Source organism: Marivita sp. S0852, from assembly GCF_046591575.1.
Taxonomy (GTDB): Bacteria; Pseudomonadota; Alphaproteobacteria; order Rhodobacterales; family Rhodobacteraceae; genus Marivita.
Window position 1 is genome coordinate 347,891 of sequence record NZ_JBIQWA010000004.1, and the last position, 24,663, is coordinate 372,553.

Consider the following 24,663-nt stretch of genomic DNA (forward strand, 5'->3'; position numbering starts at 1 on the left):
ATTGCTACTGCGACGCGCCGGGCCACATGCGCGAAAAGATGCCGTCTTTCTTGATCAGCCCATGATGAAGCGCTGCCCCGACATGCAGGGCCGCCAGAAAGGCAATCGTCCAACCGCCATAAAAATGGATGGTTTTGGCCACTTCCGCCAACGTGTCAGATCGCGGGACCAAAGCGGGCACGCCCAGCGCGTCGAGGCTTTCAATCGGAAAGCCGCCAGCGCGAACACGGATATACCCGGCCAAGGGCATGATCAGCAAAAGCGCATACAGCACTGCATGGGTCATCCCTGCGATCCTGGCCTGCCAATCCGGCAGATGTGTCGGTTCTGGCGGTGGCGGATTGCGCCAGCGATACAGCAAACGCACTGTAATCAGGATCAAAAGCAGCACACCCACATTCTTGTGAAAGATAAACAAATTGTTCTGCAATGGACGGCTGAGTCCTTCGCGCACCATCAAAAACCCAACCGGGATCATCAGCAGCACAAGAAGCGCCATAGACCAATGAAGCCAACGGGCCGGAGCTTTGTAGGCTTGCGACGGAATTGTCATTTGGGGTGTCCCCGCTATGATTTATAAAAACAGGAGCAGATGATCGGACAAAACGCTCCTTCGCAACAGTTTCAATCCAATCCTTTGACGTAAGCAAGGGCAGAGTTCCCCGCGCAGAATATGATGGCCTCAAGCAAGTCTCACCAAGTCTCCGATGATGCCAGACCGCGGCGTGAACCGACCCGCGTGGCATCGGATTCGGGTATCAGAGCACAGTTTGCGGTCCTGTCTCTGATCGGTTTGTTCGGCTTTTGTGCCATGGTCTGGTCCCTGACCGGCGAAACATCGCCAAAAGCAATGGCTTTGGGCGGGGTCATTTACGGCATCGTGTCGGTGATCGCGGGAAAGGCTCTGACACGATCCTACCCCTATAATCGCGTTGGCTGGTGCAATGCGGTGACGGTTTTCAGACTGATGTTGACCGCAGCGCTGATATCCTGGCTGTGGGCAACGCCGATATCTGTCTGGGTGGTTTTTCTGGTCGCCCTTCTGGCGTTGGCCCTTGACGGTCTGGATGGCTGGTTGGCGCGCCACGAAGGGTATGTCTCGGCATTCGGAGCGCGCTTTGACATGGAGGTCGACTCTCTTTTGGCGCTGGTTCTGGCGATGCATGCCTATCTGACAGGCACGGCGGGGCTATATGTTCTGCTGCTTGGGGTGCCGCGCTATGTGTTTTTTGCTTTGCATATCCCTATGCCATGGCTGGCAGGCGATCTGCCGCCCCGGTTCAGTCGAAAGCTTGTCTGCGTCTTGCAAATCTCGGTGCTGATCCTTGCCGTCTTTCCGCCAGCATCACCCCTGTTTGTCACGCCAGCCGTCATATTCACCATATTGGCCGTGATGTGGTCATTCTGGATAGACGTGCGGTACTTGCGACGGACCTTTGCATGACCGGTTTGACCGCGCGAGGCATTGCCGCCCTGGGTTTGGCTGTGCTGGTTCTTCATATCGTTTTGATCCAGCCAAACCATCCGGCGGCGATGACGTGGCAAGCCTTGTTTGTCTTTCCACTCGAACTTCCGGTCATTCTTTTTGCACTGATCGCGCTTGGGCCAACCAAAGCGGCAGGGATACTCCGCGCTTTGCTTGCGGCGGCGCTGACGCTGATTGCGGTTCTCAAACTGGCCGATTTCATCAGTTTTACCGCATTGTCACGCGGGTTTAACCCGGTCACGGACCTGGCGTTGATCGAAGCGTTGATACGCTTGTCAACTGGTGCCATGGGGCCTGTTCTGACGGTTCTGGCGGTGATCGCAGTGCTTTTCGCCATCGCGGCCATGGTTTGGCTGTTGTGGTGGGCCACGGGCGTTTGGTCGCGCCTTGCTGTCCCGCGTATGACCCGAGGCGTGTCAGCGGTGGCTGCGATAGGCGCGGCGGTTGTAGCGACGGCAGAGATCGGGCAGGCCATGGGGCGCTGGAGCCTGCCTGCCCCCGCACCGGGTGCCGCGTTCACCGCGCGAGTGGGTGTCGAGCGGGCGGTGATGGTTCAAGAGACGCTTGCCGAATTGCGCGCCTTTCGGAACACCGTCACACAAGACCAATTTTCCGGAACAAAAGATCTTTTTGCAGCGATCGACCGCGATGTTCTGGTTGTCTTTATCGAAAGCTATGGGCGCACCAGTTTTGATACGCCGTTTTATGCAGAACTGCATCGCGCCACGTTGTCGGACTATAAAACCCGACTGTCACAGCTTGGCGTGGCGCAGCGCTCGGGTGTTTTGATGTCGCCAACCAAGGGCGGCCAAAGTTGGCTTGCACATGCAACCGTGGCCAACGGGCTATGGATCGACAACCAGATCCGTTATGGCGCGGCGTTGACCAGCGGGCGGGATACGCTTTTTCATCATGCACAGAACAACGGCTTTCACACCGCAGCAGTGATGCCGCAGATCACGCTCGATTGGCCGGAATCCAATATGATGGGTTTTGAAACCGTGCTGGCGGCCAAAGACCTTGGATATCAGGGAGAGCCTTTCAACTGGGTGACGATGCCGGATCAGTTTACGCTCACGGCACTTGACCGATTTTTGCGCAACCCGGTCACCGATCGGCATGTCTTTGCTCAGGTCGCTTTGGCATCCTCCCACGCGCCCTGGACCCCGGTTCCCCAGATTGTTCCCTGGGACCAGATTGGCTCTGGCGAGCTGTTCAACGAAATGGCCCGGTCAGGTGATCCGCCAGACGTTGTCTGGCGTGATCGCGACAGGGTGCGCCTTCAATACAAACTAGCCGTAAACTATTCAATTCAGGCGGTTTTTGAATATGCGATACACCACGCGGCTGACCCGCCGCTGATGATCATCCTTGGCGACCATCAAGCGGCGGAATTCATCGCACTGGATGATCGGGCGGATGTGCCCATCCATGTGATCGGGCCAGAGCATCTGGTGGCACGTCTTTCCGAGATTGCCCCCGCCGATGGGCTGATCCCGGCAGATGACGTTCCGGTGATCGCTATGGACAGGGTGCGCGACATCCTGTTGAACGCGTTTAGACATGAACAAATTCACGAGGTCGCCAATTGAGCATGCGGCTGTTCCGTCACCTTTCCCCGACTGTATCGCGGGTTTTGCAACTGACCGTTTTTGCAGGCCTCATCGTGCTTGTGTGGTATACCGCAGACGGGTGGGCGGCGGTGTCGCTTTTGCACACCGCCGATCCTGTGTGGTTGATGGGGGCGGTGGCGCTGCTGACCTTGCAAACGGTTTTGTCGGCACAGCGCTGGCGGATCACCGCAGACCAACTGGGGCTGACCATCCCGTTTTTCGAGGCGATCCGCGAATACTATCTGGCACAGGTTGTGAACCAATCCCTTCCCGGTGGCATCCTTGGTGACGCTGGCCGTGCCGTTCGGGCGCGCAAGGATGTTGGGCTAATGATTTCCGGGCAAGCCGTGGTGTTTGAACGCCTGGCCGGACAGATCGGGCTGTTGATGATCCTGCTGTTCGGTCTGGGCCTAAGCGTGATCGTCCCGGTCGGTTTCACTTGGCCTGTCTGGGTCATGGCCCCGCTCGGCATCCTCTTTACCGTTCTTATCATCGGTCTGATCGCGCTTGTCATGACCGCGTGGCGGACACCAGTACGCGACGGCACGTTGGGGGGATTTGCGGCCTCATTCATGCACGCAACTGCAGCGCCCAAAGTGTTGGGGCCACAGATTTTCCTGAGCCTGAGCACCGCATTTTGCAACATCGGCGCATTCGCCTTTTGCGCGGCGGCGCTGGGTCTTGGATTGCCGGTACTTGTGGTGGCCACGCTTGTGCCGCTGATCCTGTTTGCCATGGTCATCCCGCTGTCCATCGGCGGATGGGGGTTCCGCGAAGGGGCGGCGGCCCTGCTATTTCCGGTGATGGGTGCCGCCGCAAGCGAGGGGCTTGCCACCAGTGTCGCATTTGGTCTGGCGTTTTTACTGACCGTGCTGCCTGGCCTTTTGTTGACGTGGTTGCGACCAATTGCACCTGTTCCGGAACAACAGTGACCTAAATCACGTAAGACTATGACAGATCATACCCGTTTTACCCAACGCCAAGGGATTGAAACCGTATTAATCGAAGGAACGACGCGATGACCCCGTTTTACAAACCAACCCGGCGGCACCTTCTTGCAGCGGGCGCGGCCGCGTTTGGCACCGCGACGCTGGGCAGCCTACCCCATCGTGCACTGGCGCAAACACCGGTCAGCCTGCAATTGTCGTGGCTGCACTCAACCCAATTCGCGGGCAGTTACATCGCCCTTGATCAGGGCTGGTGGTCAGAAGCGGGTCTTGACGTGTCGCTTTTGCAAGGCGGCCCCAATGCCCCTGTGGAACCTCCGGTTGTGTCGGGGTCTGCGCTGATCGGGATATCGGCTGCAGATTACACCGCAGCGGCGGTGGAACAGGGCGCACCTTTCAAGATCCTTGGGGTGGCCATGCAGAAAAACCCGTTTGCGATCACCTCCCTGGCCAGCAACCCGGTCAACACTCCCTCCGATCTTGAGGGTCGGAAGATCGGCATGGCGCTGGCCAACATGCCGGTTTTGAAAGCGCTGTGCACGTTGAACGATGTGAATTTCGACGCGATCGAGATCGTTCCAACGCAATATTCGCCCCAGCCGTTGGTCGCGGGCGAGGTGGATTGCCTGCTGAGTTGGGAAACAGATTTGCCGGTCGCCATGACGGTTCAGAATGTGCCGAATGTGACGATGCTTATGGCAGATTACGGCTATTCGGTGCATTCGCAAACCTACATTACCACCGAAGACAGTCTGGCCAATCGCCGCGACGACATCGTTGCACTGATGTCCGGAGAGGTGCGGGGCTGGACCCGGTATCGCGATGACACCGATGCGGCCACCGAGCTGACTCTAAAGATGTTCCCGGATGCGGGTCTTGACCGCGATGTGCAGCGTCTTCAGGCAGAGCGGCAGGTGCCCTTGATGTTCTCGGAGCTGACAGATGCCAACGGCTTTGGCTGGTGGACGGATGAAACCGTGGCTGCCAATATTGAAACGCTCAAGCTTCTTGGACGCAACGTGACCGCCGATCTGTGGGACAGGTCAATCCTTGAAGAAATTCACGGCGCATAAAGACGCCATGTCGGTTCCGGTTATCTGTACCGAGGTTGCCAAAACCTTTCGCGGCTCCATAGAAGCCGTATCGCCGATGACAGTGTCATTCGCTGCGGGACAGACAACCGCGCTGGTCGGTCCGTCGGGATGCGGAAAATCCACATTGCTTCGGATGATCGCAGGGCTGGAGACGCCCAGCGCGGGCCAGATCACCATCGCCGACCAGCCACCCGAAGTGATCCGCCGCTCTGCGGGACTGTCTGTGGCATTTCAAGATCCGTCGCTTTTGCCCTGGCGCAGTGTGCGCAAGAATATTGAACTGGCGCTTGATCTGGCCCGGATGCCAAAGACCCCCAATCAGATCGAGCAATTGATCCACCTTGTTGGGCTTGACGGTTTTGCCGACACGCGTCCGGCCGAGCTTTCGGGTGGCATGCGCCAGCGCGCGGCCATTGCTAGAGCGCTGTCAACACGTCCCAAGCTCTTGCTTTTGGATGAACCGTTCGGTGCAGTTGATGAATTGACGCGCAAACAATTGGCAAATGATCTGCCCGGCATCTGGGAGGCCAGCGGCACGACAACGCTATTGGTCACCCATTCGGTCAGCGAAGCCGTGGCACTGTCGGATCGGGTGATCGTGCTGTCGGCAAGACCGGCGCAGGTGGTCGCGGATATCGATATCCCCTTCGCCCGGCCGCGAACGCCCGACCTTTTGTACAAGGCTGAATTTACCAAAATCATGGACGAGGTATATGAGGCTCTTGCCAAAGGGGTCAGCGGCACGTTGCCGAAAGCCGCCCAGTGATGTTCGCTCGCGCGGTAAAACCAGCTGCACGGCACCAGGTTGGGCCAATCCTGGGGCCGCTGCTTGTTCTGGTGATCTGGGAAATACTGGCACGCGCGGTCAGCGCGTCTTTTGTTCTTGCGGCACCCTCTGCCATCATTGTCTACCTCATTGAAAACGCAGGGCTTATGGGCCGTGCGCTTGGGGCAACCTTGTCTCATGCAACGCTTGGCTTTGTGATCGGCAATTCAGCGGCTGTCGCTCTTGCCGTTGTCGCCACCGTCCTGCCCAGAAGCGAAACGCTGATCCGTGGATTGGCGTTATTGGTGTTCTGCCTGCCCTTGGTGGCAACAGGACCAATCCTGCGTGTTGTCTTTGGGCCCGGACCTTGGCCGCAAATCACACTTGCGGCCTTGGCGGTGTATTATACCACGTTGATCCCCTTGCTGGTTGGGTTGCGTGCCGTGCCTTCGGGCTGGCTGGATCTGGTGCACAGCTATGGGCGCGGACGTCTGACCGCCTTGATCCATATCCGCTCTATGGCCGCCCTGCCCTATCTGGTGGCAGGATTGCAGATCGCGGCCCCGGCGGCATTTCTGGGGGCTATGGTCGGAGAGTTCACCGGAGCCGAGCGGGGCATGGGCGTGCTGACCATTCGCGCGATGCGAGGCATGAATGTGGATATGACGTGGGCGCTGGCCAGCGTCGCAACCGCGGTCGCCGTGATCAGCTATCTGGCCATTGGCTGGCTGGCCCAGCGCTTTTTGCGGGACGAGCCTCCGATCTTGCTGGCCCCTCCTGTGGCCGGGTCTGCATCGCACCGCCGATGGTCGGCTGTCCTTAACGGAGGACTGATCCTCTTGACGGCGGTTGCCCTGTGGGCGACCGCCCTGCAGGTGCTGGATCTCAACCCGTTTTTTGCCAAAGGGCCGCTAGATCTTTGGGACGCCTTGTTTGTGGCCCCCGATGCCGGCGAAACCCGCGCGGCGCTTGCCAAGGCGTTGGCGCAAACAGCGTGGTTCCTTGTGCCCGGCTATTTTGCCGGCCTGATCAGCGGCGCGGTTCTGGCGATGACGATTGTCCTGTTTCCGGCCTTTGCGGGAACAGCCATGCCGCTTGCCATTGCGCTTCGGTCGGTTCCGATCATCACGACAGCACCCTTGATCGTGCTGCTTCTTGGGCGTGGTGCGGTTGGAACAATCGTTCTGGTGGCAATCATGGTGTTTTTTCCCACCTTTGTCGCCTGTCTGCATGGATTGCGTCAGGCACCTGGCCGTATTCTGGATGTCTTTGACAGTTACGATGCCGGGCCTTTGGACAAGCTGTTGCGCGTGCGCATTCCCGCGATGTTGCCTGCGTTCTTTGCTGCCGCGCGTATGAATGTGCCCGCCTCGGTCCTGGCGGTGACAGTTGTGGAATGGCTGGCCACTGGCAATGGCATCGGCAGTCTTATGGCGCTATCCGCATCTTTGTCAGATTACGACATCTTGTGGAGTTCGGTTGTCATTGTCGCAGCGTTGTCGGCGGGGGGCTATGCGGCTGTTGAATGGGTCGAAAAGCGTATGCTGACCCTCTATGCGCCAGAGCAGCTGACATGACACTGCGCAGGACAGCCTTTGCAATTCCGGGCGATCTTAACACGGTGACGGGCGGGTATATTTACGAACGCCTGCTGCTTGAGACCCTTCGAACGCTGGGACATGACGTTCAGCACATTCAGCTTGGTGCCTCCTTTCCAAACCCGTCTCAGGCCGACATGGACCACGCGGTGCGCGCATTGACAGACCTGACGCCAGACAGACCGTTGATCCTGGATGGCCTTGTCTATGGGTCGATTGCGACACACGGCTTGGCACAGGTGCGCGCCCCGATTGTGGCGATGATCCACCACCCGTTGGCGTTGGAAACCGGCCTTGACCAGATGCAGCGCGACCACCTGTTCAGAACGGAGCGTGACAATCTGGGACTGGCGCAGCACGTGCTTGTGCCCAGCCCCCACACAGCGGATATTCTGGCGTCCGAATACGACGTACCGCGCAATCGGATTACCATCGCGCCGCCCGGAACGGTCCGACCAGATGCCACGAGGCAACCAATCGACCCGCCGATGATCCTGTCTGTCGGGATACAGCATGCGCGCAAAGGCCATGATGTCTTGCTGCGCGCGCTGGCCGAACTGGATCACCTGCGCTGGACCGCGACAGTGGTTGGCAGCGCCTATGATCCAGACCACAGCACCCACCTTAAAACGTTGGTCCGGCATCTTGGCCTGACTGACCATGTGACATTCACCGGTCAGATCCCTCAGAACACGCTTGACCAGCTGTATCGCCAAGCAACGGTTTTCGCCTTGGCGACGCGTTACGAAGGGTACGGCATCGTGTTTAACGATGCCCTCGCCTGGGGTCTTCCAATTGTGTCCTGCCGCACCGGGGCTGTGGGGCAAACCGTGCCGGACGACGCCGGAATTCTTGTTCCCCCAGATGACCCGGCAAGATTTGCAACCGCTCTGGAGACTGTTCTTTCAGACACCGTGCGGCGAACATCCATGACAAATGCCGCCTTGCGCCATGGGCAAGATTTGCCAAGCTGGACAGACACCGCGCGCATTGCCAGCGGTGTTCTGAACACGCTGCATGTGTAGGAAAACAATGTGCGAAAACCGACCACCCTGCCCCATCGTAACTTTCGCGTCAGGCTGGGTCTGAGATGACACGCCGCTCTGCCCTTGGGCGATCCTTCGATGTCTATTACCGCGATACGGCGCGGGCTGACCGGATGGATGCGCTGAATGCCCAGTTTGTTCCCAAGGGCGGTTTGGCCTTTGACATCGGCGCACATGTCGGGGATCGGACGGCCAGTTTCAGGCGGTTGGGGGCGGCGGTGGTGACGGTTGAACCGCAGCCAAAAGTCTTTCGCGCGTTGCGCCTGATCCATGGGCGCGATCCCAACGTGGCCTTGCGATGTCAGGCGGTCGGGGCGCAGATTGGCAGAATTGATCTTTACATCAATTCGCAAAACCCGACCGTGTCGACCGCGTCCCAAGATCTGATTGCCGCAGCTCGTTTCGCCGCGTCCTGGCAAAGAGAGCTTTGGGAGACAAAGATCTGTGTGCCTGTCACGACGCTTGATGAACTGATGTCCGAGCATGGCGTGCCGGATTTCATCAAGATTGACGTCGAAGGGCACGAGCTTGAGGCGCTTGAGGGGCTGACCACAGCTGTTCCCGCGCTGTCGTTCGAATTCACAGTCATCCAACGCAAACTGGCCCTTTTGTGTCTTGAACGTCTGGCGGAACTTGGGCGCTATGTCTTTAACTATAGCCTGGGCGAAGACCATCACCTGCGCCTGCGCCGCTGGGCAGATGGGAAACAGATGGCGCAGATCCTGCGCACATTACCGGACGCGGTGAATTCAGGCGATGTGTATTGTCGACGCGACTGTTGAAACGCCACTATCGGCGGTGCCCTTGGCTATTCTTGCCGCTGCAGGAACCAATGATTGTCGCCCACCCTGATCAGATTGCGCCGCGCATCGGCTTTCAGCCCTTGATTTAATAGCTGGTTAAGGTCGTCTCCGACTTCGGGGTTGTAGATATGATACAGATGTCCAGTCGGGCTGCGCACATGCAAATCGCTTGCATCAATCACCTCGACCCCGGCAAGGATCGACACGTCATTGCCCGCCTGTCCCAGCCTCGGATAGCCATGCACCTGTTCCGACAACAATAGCGGTGCATCCGCATCGGCAACGTAGATCGTGATGCTTTCGGATATATCGCGGATTCGGGGCAAAAGTCGTGAGAACAGACCAAAATCCATATCGGGGGCCAGCAAGGCAACATGCCCGACGCGCACCTCTGGATAGCGGGCGGCCACATCATACAGCGCCAGCACCATTCCGCGCCCGCCCAAACTGTGACCGGCAAGGTTGAAACCGCCACTCCCAAAGCTGTCATGCATCCGCGCGATTGTGTCTGCGATGTCAGGCACACTCCAATGCAGATCGGCTTCGTCACGGGTGTATTTCGTGACCTCACCATCGGAGGGCCAACTGAACCAAAGGAACCTGCCCTGCAACCCGGCGTTTTCCTGAAACACGGTTGCCCGACGACAGCCTTTGTCGAAATCGACGTAAAACCCATGTGTGTAAAGCGTGGGGGCATCCCCGGCGCTGGATGTTGCCAGATCTGCCAGCAGACGCTTCACCGTTGTTTCCCGCAGCGAGTCGAGCGTCAGAATTTCATCCGGAATCGGAAACGGGACCGCGTTTGCCATCGACGACAGAAAATCAAGACTGTTGTCCCGGATGGCACAAAACCCGGCGGATAGATCGCTCGCGCGTGTGTCGCCGTAGTATTTGCCGGGATCATCACTGCCGGTTTGGTTGCGTTGTGTCACATAGGGGACGCCCCGCTGGACCTGCTCTGCATGCGCGACGCGTAGGCCCGATCCGGTGGCCAATAGCGCAGTGATGCACATGATCCGGCACAGATCTTGCAAGGATCGATATCTCAACTGGTGGCTCCTATTTGGCACGTCACACCCAGACCAACCGATCCGCACAATAGAACCGCGCATGGCACCCACGCCCTGACCGGGTGCGGATCATCTGAGGCACCACCGTGGTCACAAAAGTGGCGCAAACAGGCGCGCGATGGGTGAACCGATGCGGATACGCAGGGATTGCTCTGCCAAGGGTTTGTCCAGAAGAAACGCATGTTTGAAATCCTGTTCCAAAAAGCTCTCAACCCGTGTGGCAAATCCAGTGTCAAACCCGACGGCCATCGCCTCAAAGTTGAGGCGGAATGACCGGTTGTCGAGGTTCGACGTCCCGATCGCAGCCAGATCATTATCAATAAGAACAACTTTCTGGTGCATGAACCCCGCATCATAGCGCCAGATCTGTACGCCAGCGGCGCGCAATTCGTCAAAATAGGCAAACGCGGCAAGCCAGGGAATGTAATGGTCGATCACTTCGGGCACCAGCAGCCTGACATCTTTGCCGGCAAGTGCAGCATGTTTCAGTGCACTCAGGACATCCGTATCGGGAACGCAATAGGGCGATGCAATCCACACCCGGTCCCGCGCCGCGGCGATGGCGGAAAAAAAGAACAATGCGCCGGTTTCCATCTCATCTCCCGGCCCTGTCGGTACAATAAGACCCGCGATGTTGGCGTCAGCACGCATCGTTGTCCAATTGAGAGACCCCGCAATTTCTTCACTGGTCGCGTAGTGCCAGTCCTCCAGGTAAACCAACTGCAATTGACTGACGATACATCCCTGCAATTTGAGATGTGTGTCACGCCACGCGCCAAAGGTTGGATCGCGGCCCATATATTCATCGCCCACATTCAAACCGCCGGTGAAACCCACCGTGCCATCCACGATCACGGTTTTGCGATGGTTTCGAAAGTTGATGGCGAAACGATGCTTGGCTTGTTTCCTGGACCTTGGGTCAGCCACCTGGACGCCAGCCTCGCGTAAAGCGTCGATATAGGCTTTTCCCAACCCCTTGCTGCCAACCGCATCCGTCATGAAGCGCACCGTTACCCCCCGCCGGGCCGCTGCGATCAAACGGTCCTGAAAGACGCGGCCGATCTGGTCATCGTGAACAATGAAAAACTGTACCAGCACATATGACTCGGCCGCATCAATGGCTGCGAAAATGGCATCAAACGTATCCGCCCCATCCAACAAGGGTATCATGTCATTGCCGCCAACAACCGGTAAGGCCGCGATGCGTTCAAATGGTTTGGCGTTGCGGGACAACGGCGCGTCAGGGGCATGCGCGATGGCCAGCTTTTTCACACCCTCGATTGTCCGCGCACTGGACCGTCTTGCCACCAGATAGCCGCGAAACCGGTGATGGCCCAGAAACAGATACGAAATCACTCCGATATAGGGGGCTGCCAAAAGGAATACGACCCAGCCCACCGCGCCTTGGGGCGTGCGCGCGCCTTTTATGGCCCGCCACGCACAGATCACAGCTGCGCCCTGCAGGGCCACCACGACGAAAATCGACAAGGGCAAATCCATGCGGGTCTCCAAGACATATGCAGGCGCTGGTCGTGCCTGCCGGATAGATGGTGCCATCGTAGAAGACGGCACTAACTTATCTATTCACAAAACACGCATTACCAGACCGAACCCGGCCGTGCGCTGCAAATTGCTATGCAGGATACACTGCAGGCCGCCAAATATCAGCGTGATGGGCGATCAGGCGCTAAAGACGGCGACCCGTCGTAGGATCAAAGACATGCGCCTGACCTTCCTGAATTTTGAATTGCATCGTGCCTCCCGCCTGCTCAAGCGGATGCACGCCGGGCAGGCTCACTGTGAACTGATCGGGATTTCCGGCAATGTTTCCGTGCAGAAGCGTGTTGGCCCCCAGAGGTTCGCTCAAATATACCGAGACCTTGATGGGTCCACTGTCATCCGGGTCAAGATGCTCTGGCCGAATGCCCAGCTTGACCGGCCCATTCCGGCCCGACGCCCGTGTAACAGGCACATCGTCAAGATACACTTGTCCCTCCCGAAGTTCGGCATCCAGTATGTTCATTGCCGGGCTGCCGATAAACTGCGCCGCGAAGAGGGTTTGCGGTGTTTCATATACGTCCAGCGGGGTTCCGATCTGTTCGGCGATGCCCGCATTCATCACGATCATTCGGTCGGCCATGGTCATCGCTTCGACCTGATCGTGGGTGACGTATAGCGATGTGATGCCCAGCTTGGATTGCAATTGCTTGATCTCAAGACGCATCTGCACGCGCAGTTTGGCATCAAGGTTCGACAGCGGTTCATCGAACAGAAAAACCGCCGGTTCACGCACAATCGCCCGCCCCATCGCCACACGCTGTCGCTGGCCGCCAGACAGTTCGCGCGGCTTGCGGTCCAGCAGCGCATCAAGCTGCAACAGCTTTGCCGCATCCTCGACCTTGCGATTGATTTCGGCCTTGGGCAGCCCCGCGATCTTGAGCCCGTAGCCCATGTTCTGCAGAACGCTCATATGCGGATAAAGCGCGTAATTCTGGAACACCATCGCGATGTCGCGATCCATCGGTTCTTTGTCATTGGCGCGATTGCCGCCAATCAACACATCTCCCGCCGTGACCGATTCAAGCCCGGCCACCATCCGCAACAGCGTGGATTTCCCACAGCCGGAGGGACCGACAATCACGATGAATTCGCCATCCGCGATCCGGGCATCAATACCGTGGATCACATCCGTCTGGCCAAAGCTTTTCTTGACGCCCTGAAGGTCAACCGTCGCCATAGTCTATTTCTCGCTGTCTACGAGGCCGCGAATGAACAGCCGTTGCATCGAAATCACCACGATCACCGGCGGGATCATCGCCAGAATGGACGTGGCAAGAATTGTCGGCCAATGCGCGAAATCATCGCCAGATGGGAACATTTGCTTAATCCCCATAACGATGGTGTTCATCTCGGGATCGGTGGTGATGAGGAGCGGCCAAAGGTACTGGTTCCAGCCATAAATGAACAGGATCACAAAAAGGGCCGCGATGTTGGTGCGGCTCATCGGAACCACGATGTCGCAGAAAAACCGCATCGGTTTGGCACCATCCACTCGCGCGGCTTCGGCCAATTCATCCGGAATGGTCAGAAAGAACTGGCGGAACAGGAATGTCGCGGTGGCAGAGGCGATCAACGGCAGGATCAGGCCAGAGTAACTGTTGAGCATGCCAAAGCCTGCCACCACCTCAAAGGTGGGCACGATCCGCACCTCGACGGGCAACATCAAGGTCAGAAAGATCATCCAGAAGAACGCGGTGCGAAACGGGAACTTGAAATAGACGATGGCAAAGGCCGACAAGAGCGAGATAATGATCTTGCCCACGGCGATCCCGATCGCCATGACAAGCGAATTGAACAGCATCGTGGCGACAGGGACATTCACACCCGAAAACAAAGCGTTCTTGTAGTTGATCAAGAACTGATCACCGGGCCAGATCGGCATCGGCGGCTGGATTATGTCTTGTTGTGTCACGGTGGACGCGACAAAGGCCAGCCAGATCGGAAAGAAGATCACCAGCACACCAAGGATCATGAACACATGCGTCAGCCACAGGCCGGAGCCGCGTTTCTCGACCATGCCGTCGGGTTGGGGTTTCGGCTTTTTCGGCGGGACCGCCACTGCAAGAGGGTCTGCGTTGGTCATCAGTAGTGAACCCGCTTTTCAAGATACTTAAACTGGACCACGGTCAGCAAACCGACCACGATCAACAGGATCACCGATTGCGCAGACGATGACCCAAGATCTTGGCCCACAAACCCGTCCGAGAAAACCTTGTAGACAAGGATGGTTGTGCTTTGTTGCGGGCCACCGGCGGTGATCGTGTGGATCACGCCGAAGGTTTCAAAAAATGCGTAGACGATATTCACGACGAGCAAAAAGAAGGTGGTGGGCGACAGCAGTGGCAACACGATGGTAAAGAACCGCCGCCAAAAGCGCGCGCCGTCTATGGCTGCGGCCTCGATCACCGATTTCGGAACCGCCTGCAGGGCCGCAAAGAAGAACAGGAAATTGTAGCTGATCCGCCCCCAGGCCGACGCCACAACGACCAGCCCCATTGCTTCGCCCCCGTTCAGCACATGGTTCCAGTCATAGCCCAGCTGGCCAAGATACCACGAAATCACGCCCACGCGCGTGTTGAACATGAAAAGCCAAAGCACACCTGCAACCGCAGGGGCAACCGCATAGGGCCAGATGAGCATTGTTCGGTAAACACCGGACCCTTTGATCAGACGATCCGCGATTACAGCAAGAAACAGCGCGGGGATCATCGAACAGAGCGTAACAAGGATCGAAAAAACCGCCGTTGTCACGAAGGACGCGCGGTAGAACCGGTCGTTCAGCAGGAATTCAAAATTCCCCAATCCGACGAATTGCGATGACAGACCAAACGGGTCGGGAATAAACAGGGATTGCCAGATCGCTTGACCGGCAGGGTAGAAAAAGAAGATGGCTGAGATGATCACCTGAGGGGCAATCAACAAAAGCGGCAAAAGCCAGCCACGGAATGTGACCTTTTTTTCCATGTCAAACGTCCCCTCGGTGACAGGCGGGCCAATACGGCCCGCCGCTGTGGTTCTGAGCCTTAGCGGTTGGCGCTTTCAAAGCGGCGCAACAACGCATCGCCACGCTCTTTCGCGCTGTCCATGGCTTCCTGAGCGGTCTTGTCGCCAGCCCAGATCGCTTCCAGCTCTTCGTCGATGATGCCGCGGATCTGATCAAACGATCCAAGGCGCAGACCTTTGGAATTGGCGGTCGGCTCTTTCGCGGTCATCTGGATCACGGCAATATCGGTGCCGGGGTTTTCTTCATAAAACCCCGCCTCGCGGGTGGCCTCGCCCGCTGCGGTGGTGATCGGCAGATAGCCGGTGTCCTGGTGCCACTGCGCCTGCACATCCGTGGAGGACAAGAAGGCCAGGAATTCGCCGACGCCTTTATACTCTTCGGCCTCGTGACCTTCGAGCACCCAAAGCGATGCGCCACCGATGATGGTGTTTTGCGGCGCATTGCCGACACCTTCCCAATAGGGCAACGGACGCACATCAAAGTCGAACTCGGCCTCTGCCGTGATACCCGCATAGCCCGCAGAGCTTTCGGTGAAGAGCGCGCATTCACCAGAGCGGAAATTGGCACCCCCTTCGTTGCGGCGGCCTGTGTAGATGAATTCACCGTCCTGCGCCCATTCGCCCATCGCGGTCAGATGCGCAACCTGCGCTTCGCCGTTCAGAGCCAATTCAGTGTCCAAACCGGCAAAGCCGTTGTCCTGGGTTGCAAACGGCACATCATGATAAGCCGAAAAATTCTCAAGGTGAATCCAGCTTTGCCACGCCGTGACCAGCGGACAATCTTCGCCACCGGCTTTCAACTGTTCAAGAACCGCGTCCACGTTTTGCCATGTCGACAGATCGGTATCGGGGTCCACGCCCGCCGCTTCAAACGCATCGCGGTTCACCCACAAAACAGGTGTGGACGAATTGAACGGCAAGGACAGCATGTCGCCATCGGTGGTGGTATAATAGCCTTTGACCGAACCGATATAGGCATCAGGATCAAAGGTCGCGCCGCTTTCGGCCATGACTTCGAACACCGGCTTGGTCGCGCCTTCGGCGGCCATCATCGTGGCTGTGCCCACCTCGAACACCATGAGGATATGCGGCTGTTCGCCAGCACGGAAGGCCGCGATACCGGCGTTCAGGGTTTCGGAATAGTTGCCCTTGTGGCTTTGCACGACAACGTAGTCGCTTTGGCTTTCGTTGAACTGCTCAACCTGAGCGGCCACCAATTCGCCCAGGCGACCGGTGAAGGCATGCCAGAACTGAACTTCGGTCGCAGCCGACGCCGCAATCGGTGTGAGCACGGTGCTGGACAGGGCGATCCCTGCAATCAATGTCTTTTTCATTTTCTCTCCCATGCGCCCTGTTTTGGGCGCTGTTGATGACGGGCATGACCTGCCCTTTATATGCGGTCGTGACGAACACCCGCGATATTGATGGTCTGGATATGCCGACTTTAGCAATCCATAAACCGATTGAAACATGCGTCTGTAACACCTCTTACGTCGCAGATATGTCAGGGACGTGTCAGGACATAATCTGGCGAAATGCCCGAAACCTCAATAGCTTGCGGTACGTCACTGTCAGCAAAAAATCCATATCCGGCAATCAGGGCAGATGACACCCCGGCCGCATGCGCGCCCAGGATATCGGTATGCAAGCTATCGCCCACCATGACGGTCCTAGATTTATCAACCGCGCCCAAACGCGCGAAGGCAAGATCATAGATATTGGCATAGGGTTTGCCGTAAAATTCCGGGGTGACCTTGGGCAATTTCGACAAACGATGCGCAAAATACCCTGGCTCGACCGTGAACCCGGTTTCGCGCGGCGCGACAATATCTGGATTGCCCACAAGAACCGGTCGCGCTTGCGCCGCCAGGGCCGATTCCAGACGCGCTTGCCGCGCCTCTGTCCACGTTCCGCTGCCGATCAAAAGAAAGCCCTCTGCTGCGGCGTATGCGGCCGGATCGTCCAGCAAGCAAACCGTGCGGACCGATCCCAGATCGTGCAGCCCGTCTACGTCGCCTCCCATCACACCCCAAAGGCGCTGGTCCTGATCGCGCAGGGCGGTTGCAAGCGATTGACGGCTGGTGATGATATCATCAGCCCCGAATGGATAGCCCAATCCTTGATACTTTTTGACGAGGGAGGCCAAAGGCACGCTTGCCGCGTTGGACACGATCAGCACCCGCTTGCCTGCAGCGATCAGCGTCTCGACGCGGTTTTTCACACCGGGGATTGCCGTCTCTCCGATATTCAGAACACCAAATGCGTCCAGCAAAAACACATCGTAATCCGCGCTAAGCTGCGAGAGATTGTCCAGATAGACGGTCTCGGGCGACACTGGCTGAACAGCAGGCAATACATGCCGGACGGCCTCGTATTCGGCGAAGGCCTGATCAACAGTCATGGAATTCAAATGATCGCGCCCCGTACCTTGGCCGACACCCACTCGCTAAGCACGACAGCCGCAAGAATCACCAGCAGAATCAGGCTGACCTGTGGCCATGCCAACACGTTGAGCGACGCCGACAATTGCAGACCGATGCCCCCCGCCCCGACAAGGCCAAGCACCGTGGATTCGCGAATATTGATGTCCCAGCGAAACACCGCGATGCCGGCAAAGGCGGGCATGATCTGCGGCACGATCCCATAGGCCATGACCTGCCAGCGGGACGCCCCTGTTGCGGTGATCGCCTCGACCTGGCTTTGGTCTATTTCCTCGATCGCCTCATACAGCAGTTTCGCACAGAAGCCGATGGACCGGATTGCAATGGCAATCACCCCTGCAAACACGCCCGGACCGATGATCGCAATCAACAGCAGCGCCCAGATCAAAGAGTTGATCGAACGGGTCGATACGATGATGAGCAGCGCGATAGGCCGGACAAACACCGCCGAGGGCGTTGTGTTGCGCGCCGCCAGAAATGCGACCGGCACAGCCAGAAACAGCGAAATAATCGTTCCGAGCGTCGCGATGTTCAACGTGTCCCAGATCGGGCGCCCCAGCTGTGTGATGTATTCCCAGCGCGGCGGCGTTGCACGTTGCCAGATGTCGTCGGCGATGCGCGGCGCGTCCCAGACAAAAAACCAGGTGGTTGCGTCAGAGATGCGCTGCCAGCACACAAGAAACACTGCCATTCCAAGCAACCAGCCAAACCAGCGCACAAGGGTTTCACGCGGTGTGCGTCTGCGCCAATCAACGCCGTCGTCTCTTTCGATAATCGGCATTACTGAACCCTCGCCCGGATGACGCCTGACAAATATTCAAGCGCCATGACAATGCCGATGATCAGCAACAAAATGGCGGCTGCCGTATCATATTCGTAACGATCAAATGCGGTGTTGAGCGTGGCTCCGATACCGCCCGCACCGACCAGCCCAAGGATCGCGCTTTCGCGGAAATTGATGTCGATCCGGTACATCGACAATCCAACGAGACGTGGCATCACCTGAGGCTGGACGCCGTAATTGATCCATTGCATCCACTTGGCTCCGGAGGCCTTGATGGCTTCGGCCTGAACCTTGTCCATCGACTCAATGTCTTCGGCCAACAGCTTGGACAGAAAGCCGATTGTCGCAAAAGACAGGGTCAGAAAACCCGCCAAAGGCCCAAACCCAAAGATTGCCACAAGCAGAATTGCCACAATGATCTCTTGCAGGGCGCGGCTGACAGCGACGATTCCGCGACAGATCATATAGACCGGCAAAGGCGCAATATTGCGCGCGGCCCCAAGGCCAATGGGAATTGAGATCAGAATACCCACAACGGATGCGGCAACCGTCATCACGATGCTTTCCAGCAGCCCGCTCCAGATGTCGCCGGCGCGCGACGTAAAATCGGGTGAGGTGAACGCCAGCACGAATTGCGCCCCTCGGTCCAGCCCTTCATAAACACGCGACCAATTCACCTCGATCGTCATGAAGGCGGCGATAAGGTAGGCGATAAACCCGATGATCAGCGACCAGCGCAGCGTCGGGTTCGGTACAAAGCTGGGTTTGCGCCATTTTGTACCCAGCATGTCATCAAGTTCACGATGGCTCATTCCGCAGCCTCGATTTCGTCTTCGTCATCAACCTTTTCGATGGTCGCTTCCCAGTCTTCCTCACCGTAAATCTCGGTCAGCTTGTCTGGAGTCAGACCGGTGGGCAGGCCGTCATAGACAATCTCGCCAAAGCGCAGGCCGACGACGCGGGGCACGAACATCTGTGCCAACGCCACGTCATGAATGTTGATGATTGCCGCAAGCCCACGCTCCTGACACAGCTCGGTGATCAGACGCATGATCTGGCGGCTTGTCTTGGGATCAAGCGATGCAGTGGGTTCGTCCACCAGCAGCAGCTTGGGGTTCTGGATCAACGCCCGGCAAATGCCGACGCGCTGACGTTGGCCCCCGGACAGTTCATCTGCCCGCTTGTCTGCCATATGCAACAGGCCAACCCGGTCCAGCAGCCGGAACGCCTCGTCGATGTCCGATTGCGGATATTTACGCAGGAAACTGCGCCAGAAGCCGACATAGCCCAACCGCCCGGACAAGACATTCTCCATGACGGTCAGCCGTTCGACCAGCGCGTATTCCTGAAAAATCATCCCCATCTTGCGCCGCGCCTTGCGCAACGCACCAGACCCCAGTTTGGTCAAGTCCACATCGTCCAACAGGATTTCCCCGCTGGTCGGTTCCACAAGCCGATTGATACAGCGGATCAAGGTTGATTTCCCTGCACCGGACGGGCCGATCAACGCCAGAACCTGGCCTTTGGGTACATCCAATATGATAGATTTCAGCGCTTGGTCGCCCGTTTTATAGGTTTTCACAAGCTTGTTTAGGCGCAGCATAAAAGGCCCCCAGACGGGTTGGTGACAGGCCCGTGTTTGGGCCCGTCAGTCAAGGTTTCACGCGACTATTCGCAGCTGTAGCTGACGCCGTTTGCTTCGTCGATCTGACGAATCACAGCCCAGAATTCCTTGTAATTCATGGGAAGGAATTGACCTTCGTTAGACTTGGAAAATTCCTCCTCAAGCGACGTGCCTTCCCATTCAAAGTTTATGAAGGCATCGCGGATCTGCTCCTGCAACTCGGGTGTCAGGTTATGCGCGGTGCCGTAGCCCGTCGTCGGAAAGGTCTGAGAGGTGTAAATGGACACAATCTGATCTTCGGACACCACGTCGCGTTCGGTCATCCGGTGAAGCACCGAATTGGCGATTGCCGCCGCCGGGTAATCCTGGTTCGCCACACCCAGAATCGAATTATCATGTTTGCCTGAAAATACCGGCTCGAAATCCCGCTCTGCTTCCATGCCATATTCCGCCTTGAGGATCGCGGACGGCGCCTTGAAACCGGAATTGGATGTCGGCGCGGTAAAGGCCATCTGACCGCCCTTGATATCCTCGACTGTCTCAATGCCACTGCCGGGATAGGTGATGATCTCCATCTCGTAGCCGAAACTGCCATCGGTTGCCGCCATCAGGGCAAAGGGGCGGAACCCCGCACAGTTCACCGCCAATGGGTTTGATCCTGTGTTGAAACCAGCCACGTGCAGGCGACCCGACCGCATCGCTTCAATTTGCGCGGCATTGCTCTGGACCGGGAAAAAGACAACGTCTTTACCTGTCACTTCGGACAAGTGATCAATAAAATCCGCCCAGGCCTCGGCGTAAACGGCGGGGTCTTCGACAGGTGTGTAGGCGAAAACCAATGTGTCGGGATCTACAAGATCAGCAGCATCGGTCGGAATATCCGCAACCAGATCGCCGTCCACATCACAGTAGCGCTCATCCAGTGTGCCACGCGGACAGTCTTGCGCAGACGCAGCGCCGCCAAGGGCGACAAATGCCGCGACCGATGCACTTAGCACAAGTTTTGTATCTAGTTTCATATGTCTTTCCTCCCAGGTGAACCGGCGTTTTCGCCGTTTATGCAAATTTTGCTTCGCTTGTGCGGCCGATGTTCAATCCGCAATTTTCAATGCGACTTCCGACGCATCGAGCGCGGTCAAAAGACGGCCGTTTGGTTTTTGGTCAACAACAATTGTCGTAAGGTCATCCAGCTCGCTTACACTAGCAAGCCCTTTTCGGCCAAACTTGTCGGAGTCGATCAGCAGATGTCGGTTGGTCGCTCGGCGCAACATCATACGCTTTACCGCAGCAAACCCCTGTACGGTTTCACTTGGCCCTTCTTCGGTCAGACCTGACGCCCCGATAACGGCATGGTCCACATGAAACCGGCCCAGAAATTCGAGGGTTTCGGTTCCAATCACAGCCGATTCCGCCGCCAGATACTGGCCCGGACACATCAAGACATCACAAACGCCATGGCCCAACGTCATCGCCACGGGGATTGAATTGGTCACAACCGTGCATGGGGTCTCCAGATATGCCAGTGACCGCGCCATCTGGATCGTGGTTGCGCCGGAATCGATCATCACGGTCTCGCCCTCGCGGACGAGTTGTGCCGCAGCGGCCCCTATGCGTTCGCGTTGCGCGGTGCGCGCCGTTGCTCGTTCATTCAGGCTGGGATAATGCCCCTGTGCCGGTGCCGTTGCGCCACCATGCGCCCGATTGATGAACCCATCCTGCGCCAGCGAATCCACATCCCGGCGGATGGTTTCTGCTGATACATTGAACCGCTTGGCCAATTCTGTGATGCGGACATGCGGGCTAAGCTTCAACTCAAGCAGGATCTGCTTGCGCCGGTCCGTTTTTTTCAGCCGTTTGGCCCCGTCAAGGTCTTTGGATATGTGCAGGTTTTGGTGTGTCATCGGCTCGGCTGTGAAACAGGTTGCACTAGGATTGTGAGGTTTACACAAGTTTTGCAACAAATTTTGTTGTTTTAGCCTCGGATTCTTGCGGCTTCATTGACGAGTATGCAAACCTGGCCGGGTCGCACGGCTTTGGTTCATGCGCTTTTTTCCGGTACTTCCTTCGCCTGCTCCGCGTAACTAATTTATGCGTAAAAACGAAAACGCCCGCTCGGATGAGCGGGCATTCTGTGCAAAGCTTCGTTTTTTATACAGATGCGGATTTCGAACGCGGGCCAGCAATCAGCCAGATGATAAAGCCAACCAAAGGCAAAACCAAGACAAGCAGCGACCAGCCAACTTTCGAACCGGTGCTGGCGTTCGACCCAATGATCGAAACAAGCGCCCATATATTCAGAACAAGCAGGATCAATCCGCCAATTCCTGTTACTTCAACTCCCATCTTACTCTCCTTTTATGTCGCTTAGGCTTTTTGTACTTCGGTACAGCTTTTGAGCACTTCATCGCCGTCTGATTGTTCAATGAGATACGCAGGCTCTTTCTCGCTGGCATGTCGGGTCACGCCGGTGCCTTTGATGGTTTTTGTGACCTTTTGCGTATAAATCTGGGTCACAGAACCTTCTGCGGTTCCATTGCCCCACTCCCAGGTGACAGTATCGCCAATTTGAATTGCCATCACTGCGACCGCAACGCATTGATCAGTTCATCTTTGGTCATGTCAGATCTGCCGTCTATGTCCAATTCCTGCGCACGTTCATAAAGATCATCCTTGGTCCAGTCTTCATAGGGTGACGCCTTACCACCTTTCCGGGATGGGTTTTGACGATCATTCGCCTGCGCGTTTGCGATACTTGCCGCTTTCTCTTTGCCGTAACCTTTATCTCGCAACGCCTCGTAGGTGTCGTCGTCTTTGATGCTGGGGCCGTGATCTTCTACCATGAGATGCTCCTTTCAAGCCCTGAACGCGCAGAACGCCAAAAGGTTCCACAGCTGGCTCCCAATTCGAACGTTTTCGGCTTTTTTGAAAGCATCTTCGGCACTCGTTGAATACAGCAGTCCGTTACTAAAACGCATCCGTTTGATGTGATCTAAGCGCTCTCTGAAACGGCGCGCACGGGAACCGGTTCATTTACCGTCAGTGTTCGATAGGGGAACGGAATTTCGATATTCGCGTCATCCAACGCGCGTTTGATGGCTGCGACAACCTGATCGCGGCTGGCGCGAATATCGACCGGCTGTGATCCAGTCCACCATGTCACCTGAAAATCAATCGAGCTGGCACCAAATGCTTTGGCAAAGACCTGAACATCGCGCACATCATCCCGTACCATATCAACGGCACGCACTGCTTTGATAATGACGTCGCGTGCTTCATCGACATCCGCACTATAGGCGACACCGCAGATCAATTCAGCGCGGCGCAGCTCTTTGTCGGTGCGCACAGTTACCGAGTTATGGAACAATTGCGCGTTGGGAACGACCACCAACTGTCCGTCGGTTTTTCGGATATGCGTGTCGCGAATTGTGATCGCCTCAACTTTGCCCTCCGCCCCTTCACACTCGATATGATCGCCAAGCGCAAATGGTTCGCGTAACAAAAGCAAAATGCCCGCAAGAAAGTTTTCAAAAGTATCCTTGAATGCAAAACCGATCGCGACTGATCCCAGCCCCAATGTCGTCAGGGCACGGCCAGGCGTGATCGTGGGAAAGACAATCGTCAGCGCAATCAGCCCACCTGCGAGCCATAAAATTGTACTGCTCAACAATTGGAGCACTTCAATCAGATTACGGCGCAAAGAAGCCCGCCGCCCAAGATTGGCCACCAATGACCGGACACCCCAAACCACACCGGCCGTAAGTGTGAGAATAACAATTGCAATAAAAACACGCGGGGTCGCTGCCAAAAGGCCAGAGAACCAACCCTGCATCTGCTCTAACATCGGTTGCGGCAGTGTATTGGCCACCAGTTCGTCAATATTTTCCATGCCGGGCAAACGCGAAACTTGGCAGTTTGTTCCAGGCGACGGAACCTTTTTCGCCATCGCGCATTGGGGTTTGGCATTACTTGGAGACACATATGTCCGAAGCATCCGGTCGATCCCTGACGGAAGAACGCAAGGAAGACGAAGCCGTCGAAGAGGCCGCACATCTGTCCCCGCGGCTGATTTTCGAAGCTATTCGCAGAAGCGGCGAAGAAGAATTAAAGCGCCCCATGCGCGCCCTGTGGTACTCGGGTATCGCGGCGGGTATCTTGATTTCCTTTTCGGTCTTGGGCGAAGCGCTTTTGAGGTCTCACTTGCCCGATTCAGAATGGCGTTATGTCATCGAGAATGCCGGGTACACGTTCGGGTTCCTTCTGGTGATATTAGGACGGATGCAGCTGTTCACGGAAAATACCATTACAACGGTTGTTCCGGTTGTCATCAATCCGAGCAAATCCGCATTCCGCCGCACTGCGCGGCTCTGGAGCGTTGTTCTTATTGCAAATGTCGTGGGCGCATTTGCTGTTGCGACCTTTTTCGCCTACAGCCCTGTTCTGGCCGATGACGTGCGTCAGGCGTTTATGGACCTGTCTTATCACGCAACTGGCATGCCGCCCCTGGAAGGGTTCTTACGGGGAATTCCTGCCGGTATCCTCATTGCGGCACTGGTTTGGATGTTGCCGAGCAGTGAACATAACCAAGTGTCTATCATTGTCATATTCACCTGGCTGATTGCCCTTGGCGATTTCACCCATATCGTCGCCGGATCAGTTGAAATGGCGTTTCTTGCCGTGCAGGGACTGATCGGGGTTCAGCAAGCCGTTCTTGGGTTTTTCATCCCTGTGCTTTTGGGCAATGTGGCGGGCGGCACTGTGATCTTCACAGTTCTGGCCTGGGCCCAGATCAAGCCAGAGGTCGATGGGTAATCCCCAGATAAACTCTGAG

At 56.9% G+C, this 24,663-nt stretch carries 26 protein-coding genes; 9 read left to right on the forward strand and 17 right to left on the reverse strand.

The genetic code is table 11. The features are described from left to right. Positions 1-4: 4 nt before the first annotated feature. Positions 5-553 (reverse strand): cytochrome b, encoded by a 549-nt coding sequence (locus ACG74X_RS10780; RefSeq protein ID WP_411234709.1) that lies wholly within the window; start codon positions 551-553, stop codon positions 5-7. Between the two features lie 186 nt (positions 554-739). Between ACG74X_RS10780 and ACG74X_RS10785 the strand changes: the two genes are divergently transcribed. The 8 genes from ACG74X_RS10785 to ACG74X_RS10820 all read left to right on the forward strand — a co-directional run bounded on the left by ACG74X_RS10785 (position 740) and on the right by ACG74X_RS10820 (position 9,332). Beyond that, positions 740-1,444 carry a CDP-alcohol phosphatidyltransferase family protein gene (locus ACG74X_RS10785; protein WP_411234711.1) on the forward strand — a complete coding sequence of 235 codons (705 nt, stop codon included), beginning with the start codon at positions 740-742 and terminating at the stop codon, positions 1,442-1,444. Next, entirely contained in the window at positions 1,441-3,078 is a 1,638-nt protein-coding gene (locus ACG74X_RS10790; protein ID WP_411234712.1) for a sulfatase, read from the forward strand. Before ACG74X_RS10785 ends, ACG74X_RS10790 begins: the two co-directional genes overlap by 4 nt. A 2-nt stretch (positions 3,079-3,080) precedes the next feature. Continuing rightward, positions 3,081-4,031, forward strand: coding sequence for a lysylphosphatidylglycerol synthase transmembrane domain-containing protein (locus tag ACG74X_RS10795; protein WP_411234713.1), 951 nt, complete (start codon positions 3,081-3,083; stop codon positions 4,029-4,031). An 86-nt stretch (positions 4,032-4,117) separates the two neighbouring features. Beyond that, positions 4,118-5,119: an ABC transporter substrate-binding protein gene (locus ACG74X_RS10800; RefSeq protein WP_411234714.1), complete on the forward strand. Its 1,002-nt coding sequence runs from the start codon at positions 4,118-4,120 to the stop codon at positions 5,117-5,119. A 7-nt stretch (positions 5,120-5,126) separates the two neighbouring features. Next, complete coding sequence (locus tag ACG74X_RS10805) at positions 5,127-5,906, forward strand: ABC transporter ATP-binding protein (protein WP_411234715.1); 780 nt, start codon at positions 5,127-5,129, stop codon at positions 5,904-5,906. Continuing rightward, on the forward strand, positions 5,906-7,483 hold the full coding sequence (locus ACG74X_RS10810) for an ABC transporter permease (protein WP_411235002.1): 1,578 nt from the start codon (positions 5,906-5,908) through the stop codon (positions 7,481-7,483). Before ACG74X_RS10805 ends, ACG74X_RS10810 begins: the two co-directional genes overlap by 1 nt. Then, entirely contained in the window at positions 7,480-8,529 is a 1,050-nt protein-coding gene (locus ACG74X_RS10815; protein WP_411234716.1) for a glycosyltransferase family 4 protein, read from the forward strand. Before ACG74X_RS10810 ends, ACG74X_RS10815 begins: the two co-directional genes overlap by 4 nt. A 65-nt stretch (positions 8,530-8,594) precedes the next feature. Beyond that, on the forward strand, positions 8,595-9,332 hold the full coding sequence (locus tag ACG74X_RS10820; RefSeq protein WP_411234717.1) for an FkbM family methyltransferase: 738 nt from the start codon (positions 8,595-8,597) through the stop codon (positions 9,330-9,332). 26 nt (positions 9,333-9,358) lie between these two features. On the opposite strand, the gene ACG74X_RS10825 is transcribed toward ACG74X_RS10820, so the two are convergent. From ACG74X_RS10825 to ACG74X_RS10900, 16 genes are all read right to left on the reverse strand, one after another. Further along, entirely contained in the window at positions 9,359-10,402 is a 1,044-nt protein-coding gene (locus ACG74X_RS10825; RefSeq protein ID WP_411234718.1) for an alpha/beta hydrolase, read from the reverse strand. Positions 10,403-10,513: 111 nt separating this feature from the next. Next, positions 10,514-11,923, reverse strand: coding sequence for a cardiolipin synthase (cls, locus tag ACG74X_RS10830; RefSeq protein ID WP_411234720.1), 1,410 nt, complete (start codon positions 11,921-11,923; stop codon positions 10,514-10,516). 187 nt (positions 11,924-12,110) lie between these two features. Next, complete coding sequence (gene ugpC / locus ACG74X_RS10835; RefSeq protein ID WP_411234722.1) at positions 12,111-13,160, reverse strand: sn-glycerol-3-phosphate ABC transporter ATP-binding protein UgpC; 1,050 nt, start codon at positions 13,158-13,160, stop codon at positions 12,111-12,113. Between the two features lie 3 nt (positions 13,161-13,163). After that, positions 13,164-14,000, reverse strand: coding sequence for a sn-glycerol-3-phosphate ABC transporter permease UgpE (gene ugpE, locus ACG74X_RS10840; protein ID WP_411235004.1), 837 nt, complete (start codon positions 13,998-14,000; stop codon positions 13,164-13,166). Positions 14,001-14,065: 65 nt separating this feature from the next. After that, entirely contained in the window at positions 14,066-14,947 is an 882-nt protein-coding gene (gene ugpA, locus ACG74X_RS10845) for a sn-glycerol-3-phosphate ABC transporter permease UgpA (RefSeq protein WP_411234723.1), read from the reverse strand. A gap of 59 nt (positions 14,948-15,006) precedes the next feature. Then, entirely contained in the window at positions 15,007-16,320 is a 1,314-nt protein-coding gene (gene ugpB / locus ACG74X_RS10850; protein ID WP_411234725.1) for a sn-glycerol-3-phosphate ABC transporter substrate-binding protein UgpB, read from the reverse strand. 170 nt (positions 16,321-16,490) lie between these two features. Further along, positions 16,491-17,387: a TIGR01459 family HAD-type hydrolase gene (locus tag ACG74X_RS10855; RefSeq protein WP_411234726.1), complete on the reverse strand. Its 897-nt coding sequence runs from the start codon at positions 17,385-17,387 to the stop codon at positions 16,491-16,493. Positions 17,388-17,392: 5 nt separating this feature from the next. After that, entirely contained in the window at positions 17,393-18,208 is an 816-nt protein-coding gene (gene phnE / locus ACG74X_RS10860) for a phosphonate ABC transporter, permease protein PhnE (RefSeq protein WP_411234727.1), read from the reverse strand. Further along, the gene (gene phnE, locus ACG74X_RS10865; protein ID WP_411234729.1) at positions 18,208-19,023 is read right to left on the reverse strand and encodes a phosphonate ABC transporter, permease protein PhnE; all 816 of its coding nucleotides are present in this window, start codon (positions 19,021-19,023) and stop codon (positions 18,208-18,210) included. Before phnE (ACG74X_RS10865) ends, phnE (ACG74X_RS10860) begins: the two co-directional genes overlap by 1 nt. After that, complete coding sequence (phnC, locus tag ACG74X_RS10870; protein ID WP_411234730.1) at positions 19,020-19,814, reverse strand: phosphonate ABC transporter ATP-binding protein; 795 nt, start codon at positions 19,812-19,814, stop codon at positions 19,020-19,022. Before phnC ends, phnE (ACG74X_RS10865) begins: the two co-directional genes overlap by 4 nt. 65 nt (positions 19,815-19,879) lie before the next feature. Beyond that, on the reverse strand, positions 19,880-20,854 hold the full coding sequence (phnD, locus tag ACG74X_RS10875) for a phosphate/phosphite/phosphonate ABC transporter substrate-binding protein (RefSeq protein ID WP_411234732.1): 975 nt from the start codon (positions 20,852-20,854) through the stop codon (positions 19,880-19,882). A 72-nt stretch (positions 20,855-20,926) separates the two neighbouring features. Then, entirely contained in the window at positions 20,927-21,736 is an 810-nt protein-coding gene (locus ACG74X_RS10880; RefSeq protein ID WP_411234733.1) for a DeoR/GlpR family DNA-binding transcription regulator, read from the reverse strand. A 247-nt stretch (positions 21,737-21,983) separates the two neighbouring features. After that, positions 21,984-22,178, reverse strand: a complete 195-nt coding sequence (locus ACG74X_RS10885; protein WP_411234734.1) for a PLDc N-terminal domain-containing protein — start codon at positions 22,176-22,178, stop codon at positions 21,984-21,986. Positions 22,179-22,199: 21 nt separating this feature from the next. Beyond that, a complete protein-coding gene (locus ACG74X_RS10890; RefSeq protein WP_411234735.1) occupies positions 22,200-22,412 on the reverse strand; it encodes a DUF2945 domain-containing protein in 213 nt (70 codons plus the stop codon). Further along, positions 22,412-22,675, reverse strand: coding sequence for a Rho termination factor N-terminal domain-containing protein (locus ACG74X_RS10895; protein ID WP_411234737.1), 264 nt, complete (start codon positions 22,673-22,675; stop codon positions 22,412-22,414). The genes ACG74X_RS10890 and ACG74X_RS10895 overlap by 1 nt, the downstream gene beginning before the upstream one ends. A gap of 149 nt (positions 22,676-22,824) precedes the next feature. After that, positions 22,825-23,676: a mechanosensitive ion channel family protein gene (locus ACG74X_RS10900; RefSeq protein ID WP_411235006.1), complete on the reverse strand. Its 852-nt coding sequence runs from the start codon at positions 23,674-23,676 to the stop codon at positions 22,825-22,827. 137 nt (positions 23,677-23,813) lie between these two features. On the opposite strand from ACG74X_RS10900, the gene ACG74X_RS10905 reads away from it, so the two are divergent. Beyond that, positions 23,814-24,644 (forward strand): formate/nitrite transporter family protein, encoded by an 831-nt coding sequence (locus tag ACG74X_RS10905; RefSeq protein WP_411234738.1) that lies wholly within the window; start codon positions 23,814-23,816, stop codon positions 24,642-24,644. Positions 24,645-24,663: the final 19 nt, after the last annotated feature.

What these genes read in the sequence shown, in the direction of transcription:
- phnE (WP_411234727.1), bottom strand. Translation starts at nt 18,208, where the DNA reads ATGCCGATTATCGAAAGAGACGACGGCGTTGATTGGCGCAGACGCACA.
- ACG74X_RS10815 (WP_411234716.1), top strand. Translation starts at nt 7,480, where the DNA reads ATGACACTGCGCAGGACAGCCTTTGCAATTCCGGGCGATCTTAACACG.
- ACG74X_RS10900 (WP_411235006.1), bottom strand. Translation starts at nt 23,676, where the DNA reads ATGTTAGAGCAGATGCAGGGTTGGTTCTCTGGCCTTTTGGCAGCGACC.
- ugpC (WP_411234722.1), bottom strand. Translation starts at nt 13,160, where the DNA reads ATGGCGACGGTTGACCTTCAGGGCGTCAAGAAAAGCTTTGGCCAGACG.
- ACG74X_RS10855 (WP_411234726.1), bottom strand. Translation starts at nt 17,387, where the DNA reads ATGACTGTTGATCAGGCCTTCGCCGAATACGAGGCCGTCCGGCATGTA.
- ugpB (WP_411234725.1), bottom strand. Translation starts at nt 16,320, where the DNA reads ATGAAAAAGACATTGATTGCAGGGATCGCCCTGTCCAGCACCGTGCTC.
- ugpE (WP_411235004.1), bottom strand. Translation starts at nt 14,000, where the DNA reads ATGGTCGAGAAACGCGGCTCCGGCCTGTGGCTGACGCATGTGTTCATG.
- ACG74X_RS10800 (WP_411234714.1), top strand. Translation starts at nt 4,118, where the DNA reads ATGACCCCGTTTTACAAACCAACCCGGCGGCACCTTCTTGCAGCGGGC.
- cls (WP_411234720.1), bottom strand. Translation starts at nt 11,923, where the DNA reads ATGGATTTGCCCTTGTCGATTTTCGTCGTGGTGGCCCTGCAGGGCGCA.
- phnC (WP_411234730.1), bottom strand. Translation starts at nt 19,814, where the DNA reads ATGCTGCGCCTAAACAAGCTTGTGAAAACCTATAAAACGGGCGACCAA.
- ACG74X_RS10820 (WP_411234717.1), top strand. Translation starts at nt 8,595, where the DNA reads ATGACACGCCGCTCTGCCCTTGGGCGATCCTTCGATGTCTATTACCGC.
- ACG74X_RS10780 (WP_411234709.1), bottom strand. Translation starts at nt 553, where the DNA reads ATGACAATTCCGTCGCAAGCCTACAAAGCTCCGGCCCGTTGGCTTCAT.
- phnE (WP_411234729.1), bottom strand. Translation starts at nt 19,023, where the DNA reads ATGAGCCATCGTGAACTTGATGACATGCTGGGTACAAAATGGCGCAAA.
- ACG74X_RS10885 (WP_411234734.1), bottom strand. Translation starts at nt 22,178, where the DNA reads ATGGGAGTTGAAGTAACAGGAATTGGCGGATTGATCCTGCTTGTTCTG.
- ugpA (WP_411234723.1), bottom strand. Translation starts at nt 14,947, where the DNA reads ATGGAAAAAAAGGTCACATTCCGTGGCTGGCTTTTGCCGCTTTTGTTG.
- ACG74X_RS10905 (WP_411234738.1), top strand. Translation starts at nt 23,814, where the DNA reads ATGTCCGAAGCATCCGGTCGATCCCTGACGGAAGAACGCAAGGAAGAC.
- ACG74X_RS10895 (WP_411234737.1), bottom strand. Translation starts at nt 22,675, where the DNA reads ATGGTAGAAGATCACGGCCCCAGCATCAAAGACGACGACACCTACGAG.
- ACG74X_RS10805 (WP_411234715.1), top strand. Translation starts at nt 5,127, where the DNA reads ATGTCGGTTCCGGTTATCTGTACCGAGGTTGCCAAAACCTTTCGCGGC.
- ACG74X_RS10810 (WP_411235002.1), top strand. Translation starts at nt 5,906, where the DNA reads ATGTTCGCTCGCGCGGTAAAACCAGCTGCACGGCACCAGGTTGGGCCA.
- ACG74X_RS10795 (WP_411234713.1), top strand. Translation starts at nt 3,081, where the DNA reads ATGCGGCTGTTCCGTCACCTTTCCCCGACTGTATCGCGGGTTTTGCAA.
- ACG74X_RS10890 (WP_411234735.1), bottom strand. Translation starts at nt 22,412, where the DNA reads ATGGCAATTCAAATTGGCGATACTGTCACCTGGGAGTGGGGCAATGGA.
- ACG74X_RS10790 (WP_411234712.1), top strand. Translation starts at nt 1,441, where the DNA reads ATGACCGGTTTGACCGCGCGAGGCATTGCCGCCCTGGGTTTGGCTGTG.
- ACG74X_RS10880 (WP_411234733.1), bottom strand. Translation starts at nt 21,736, where the DNA reads ATGACACACCAAAACCTGCACATATCCAAAGACCTTGACGGGGCCAAA.
- phnD (WP_411234732.1), bottom strand. Translation starts at nt 20,854, where the DNA reads ATGAAACTAGATACAAAACTTGTGCTAAGTGCATCGGTCGCGGCATTT.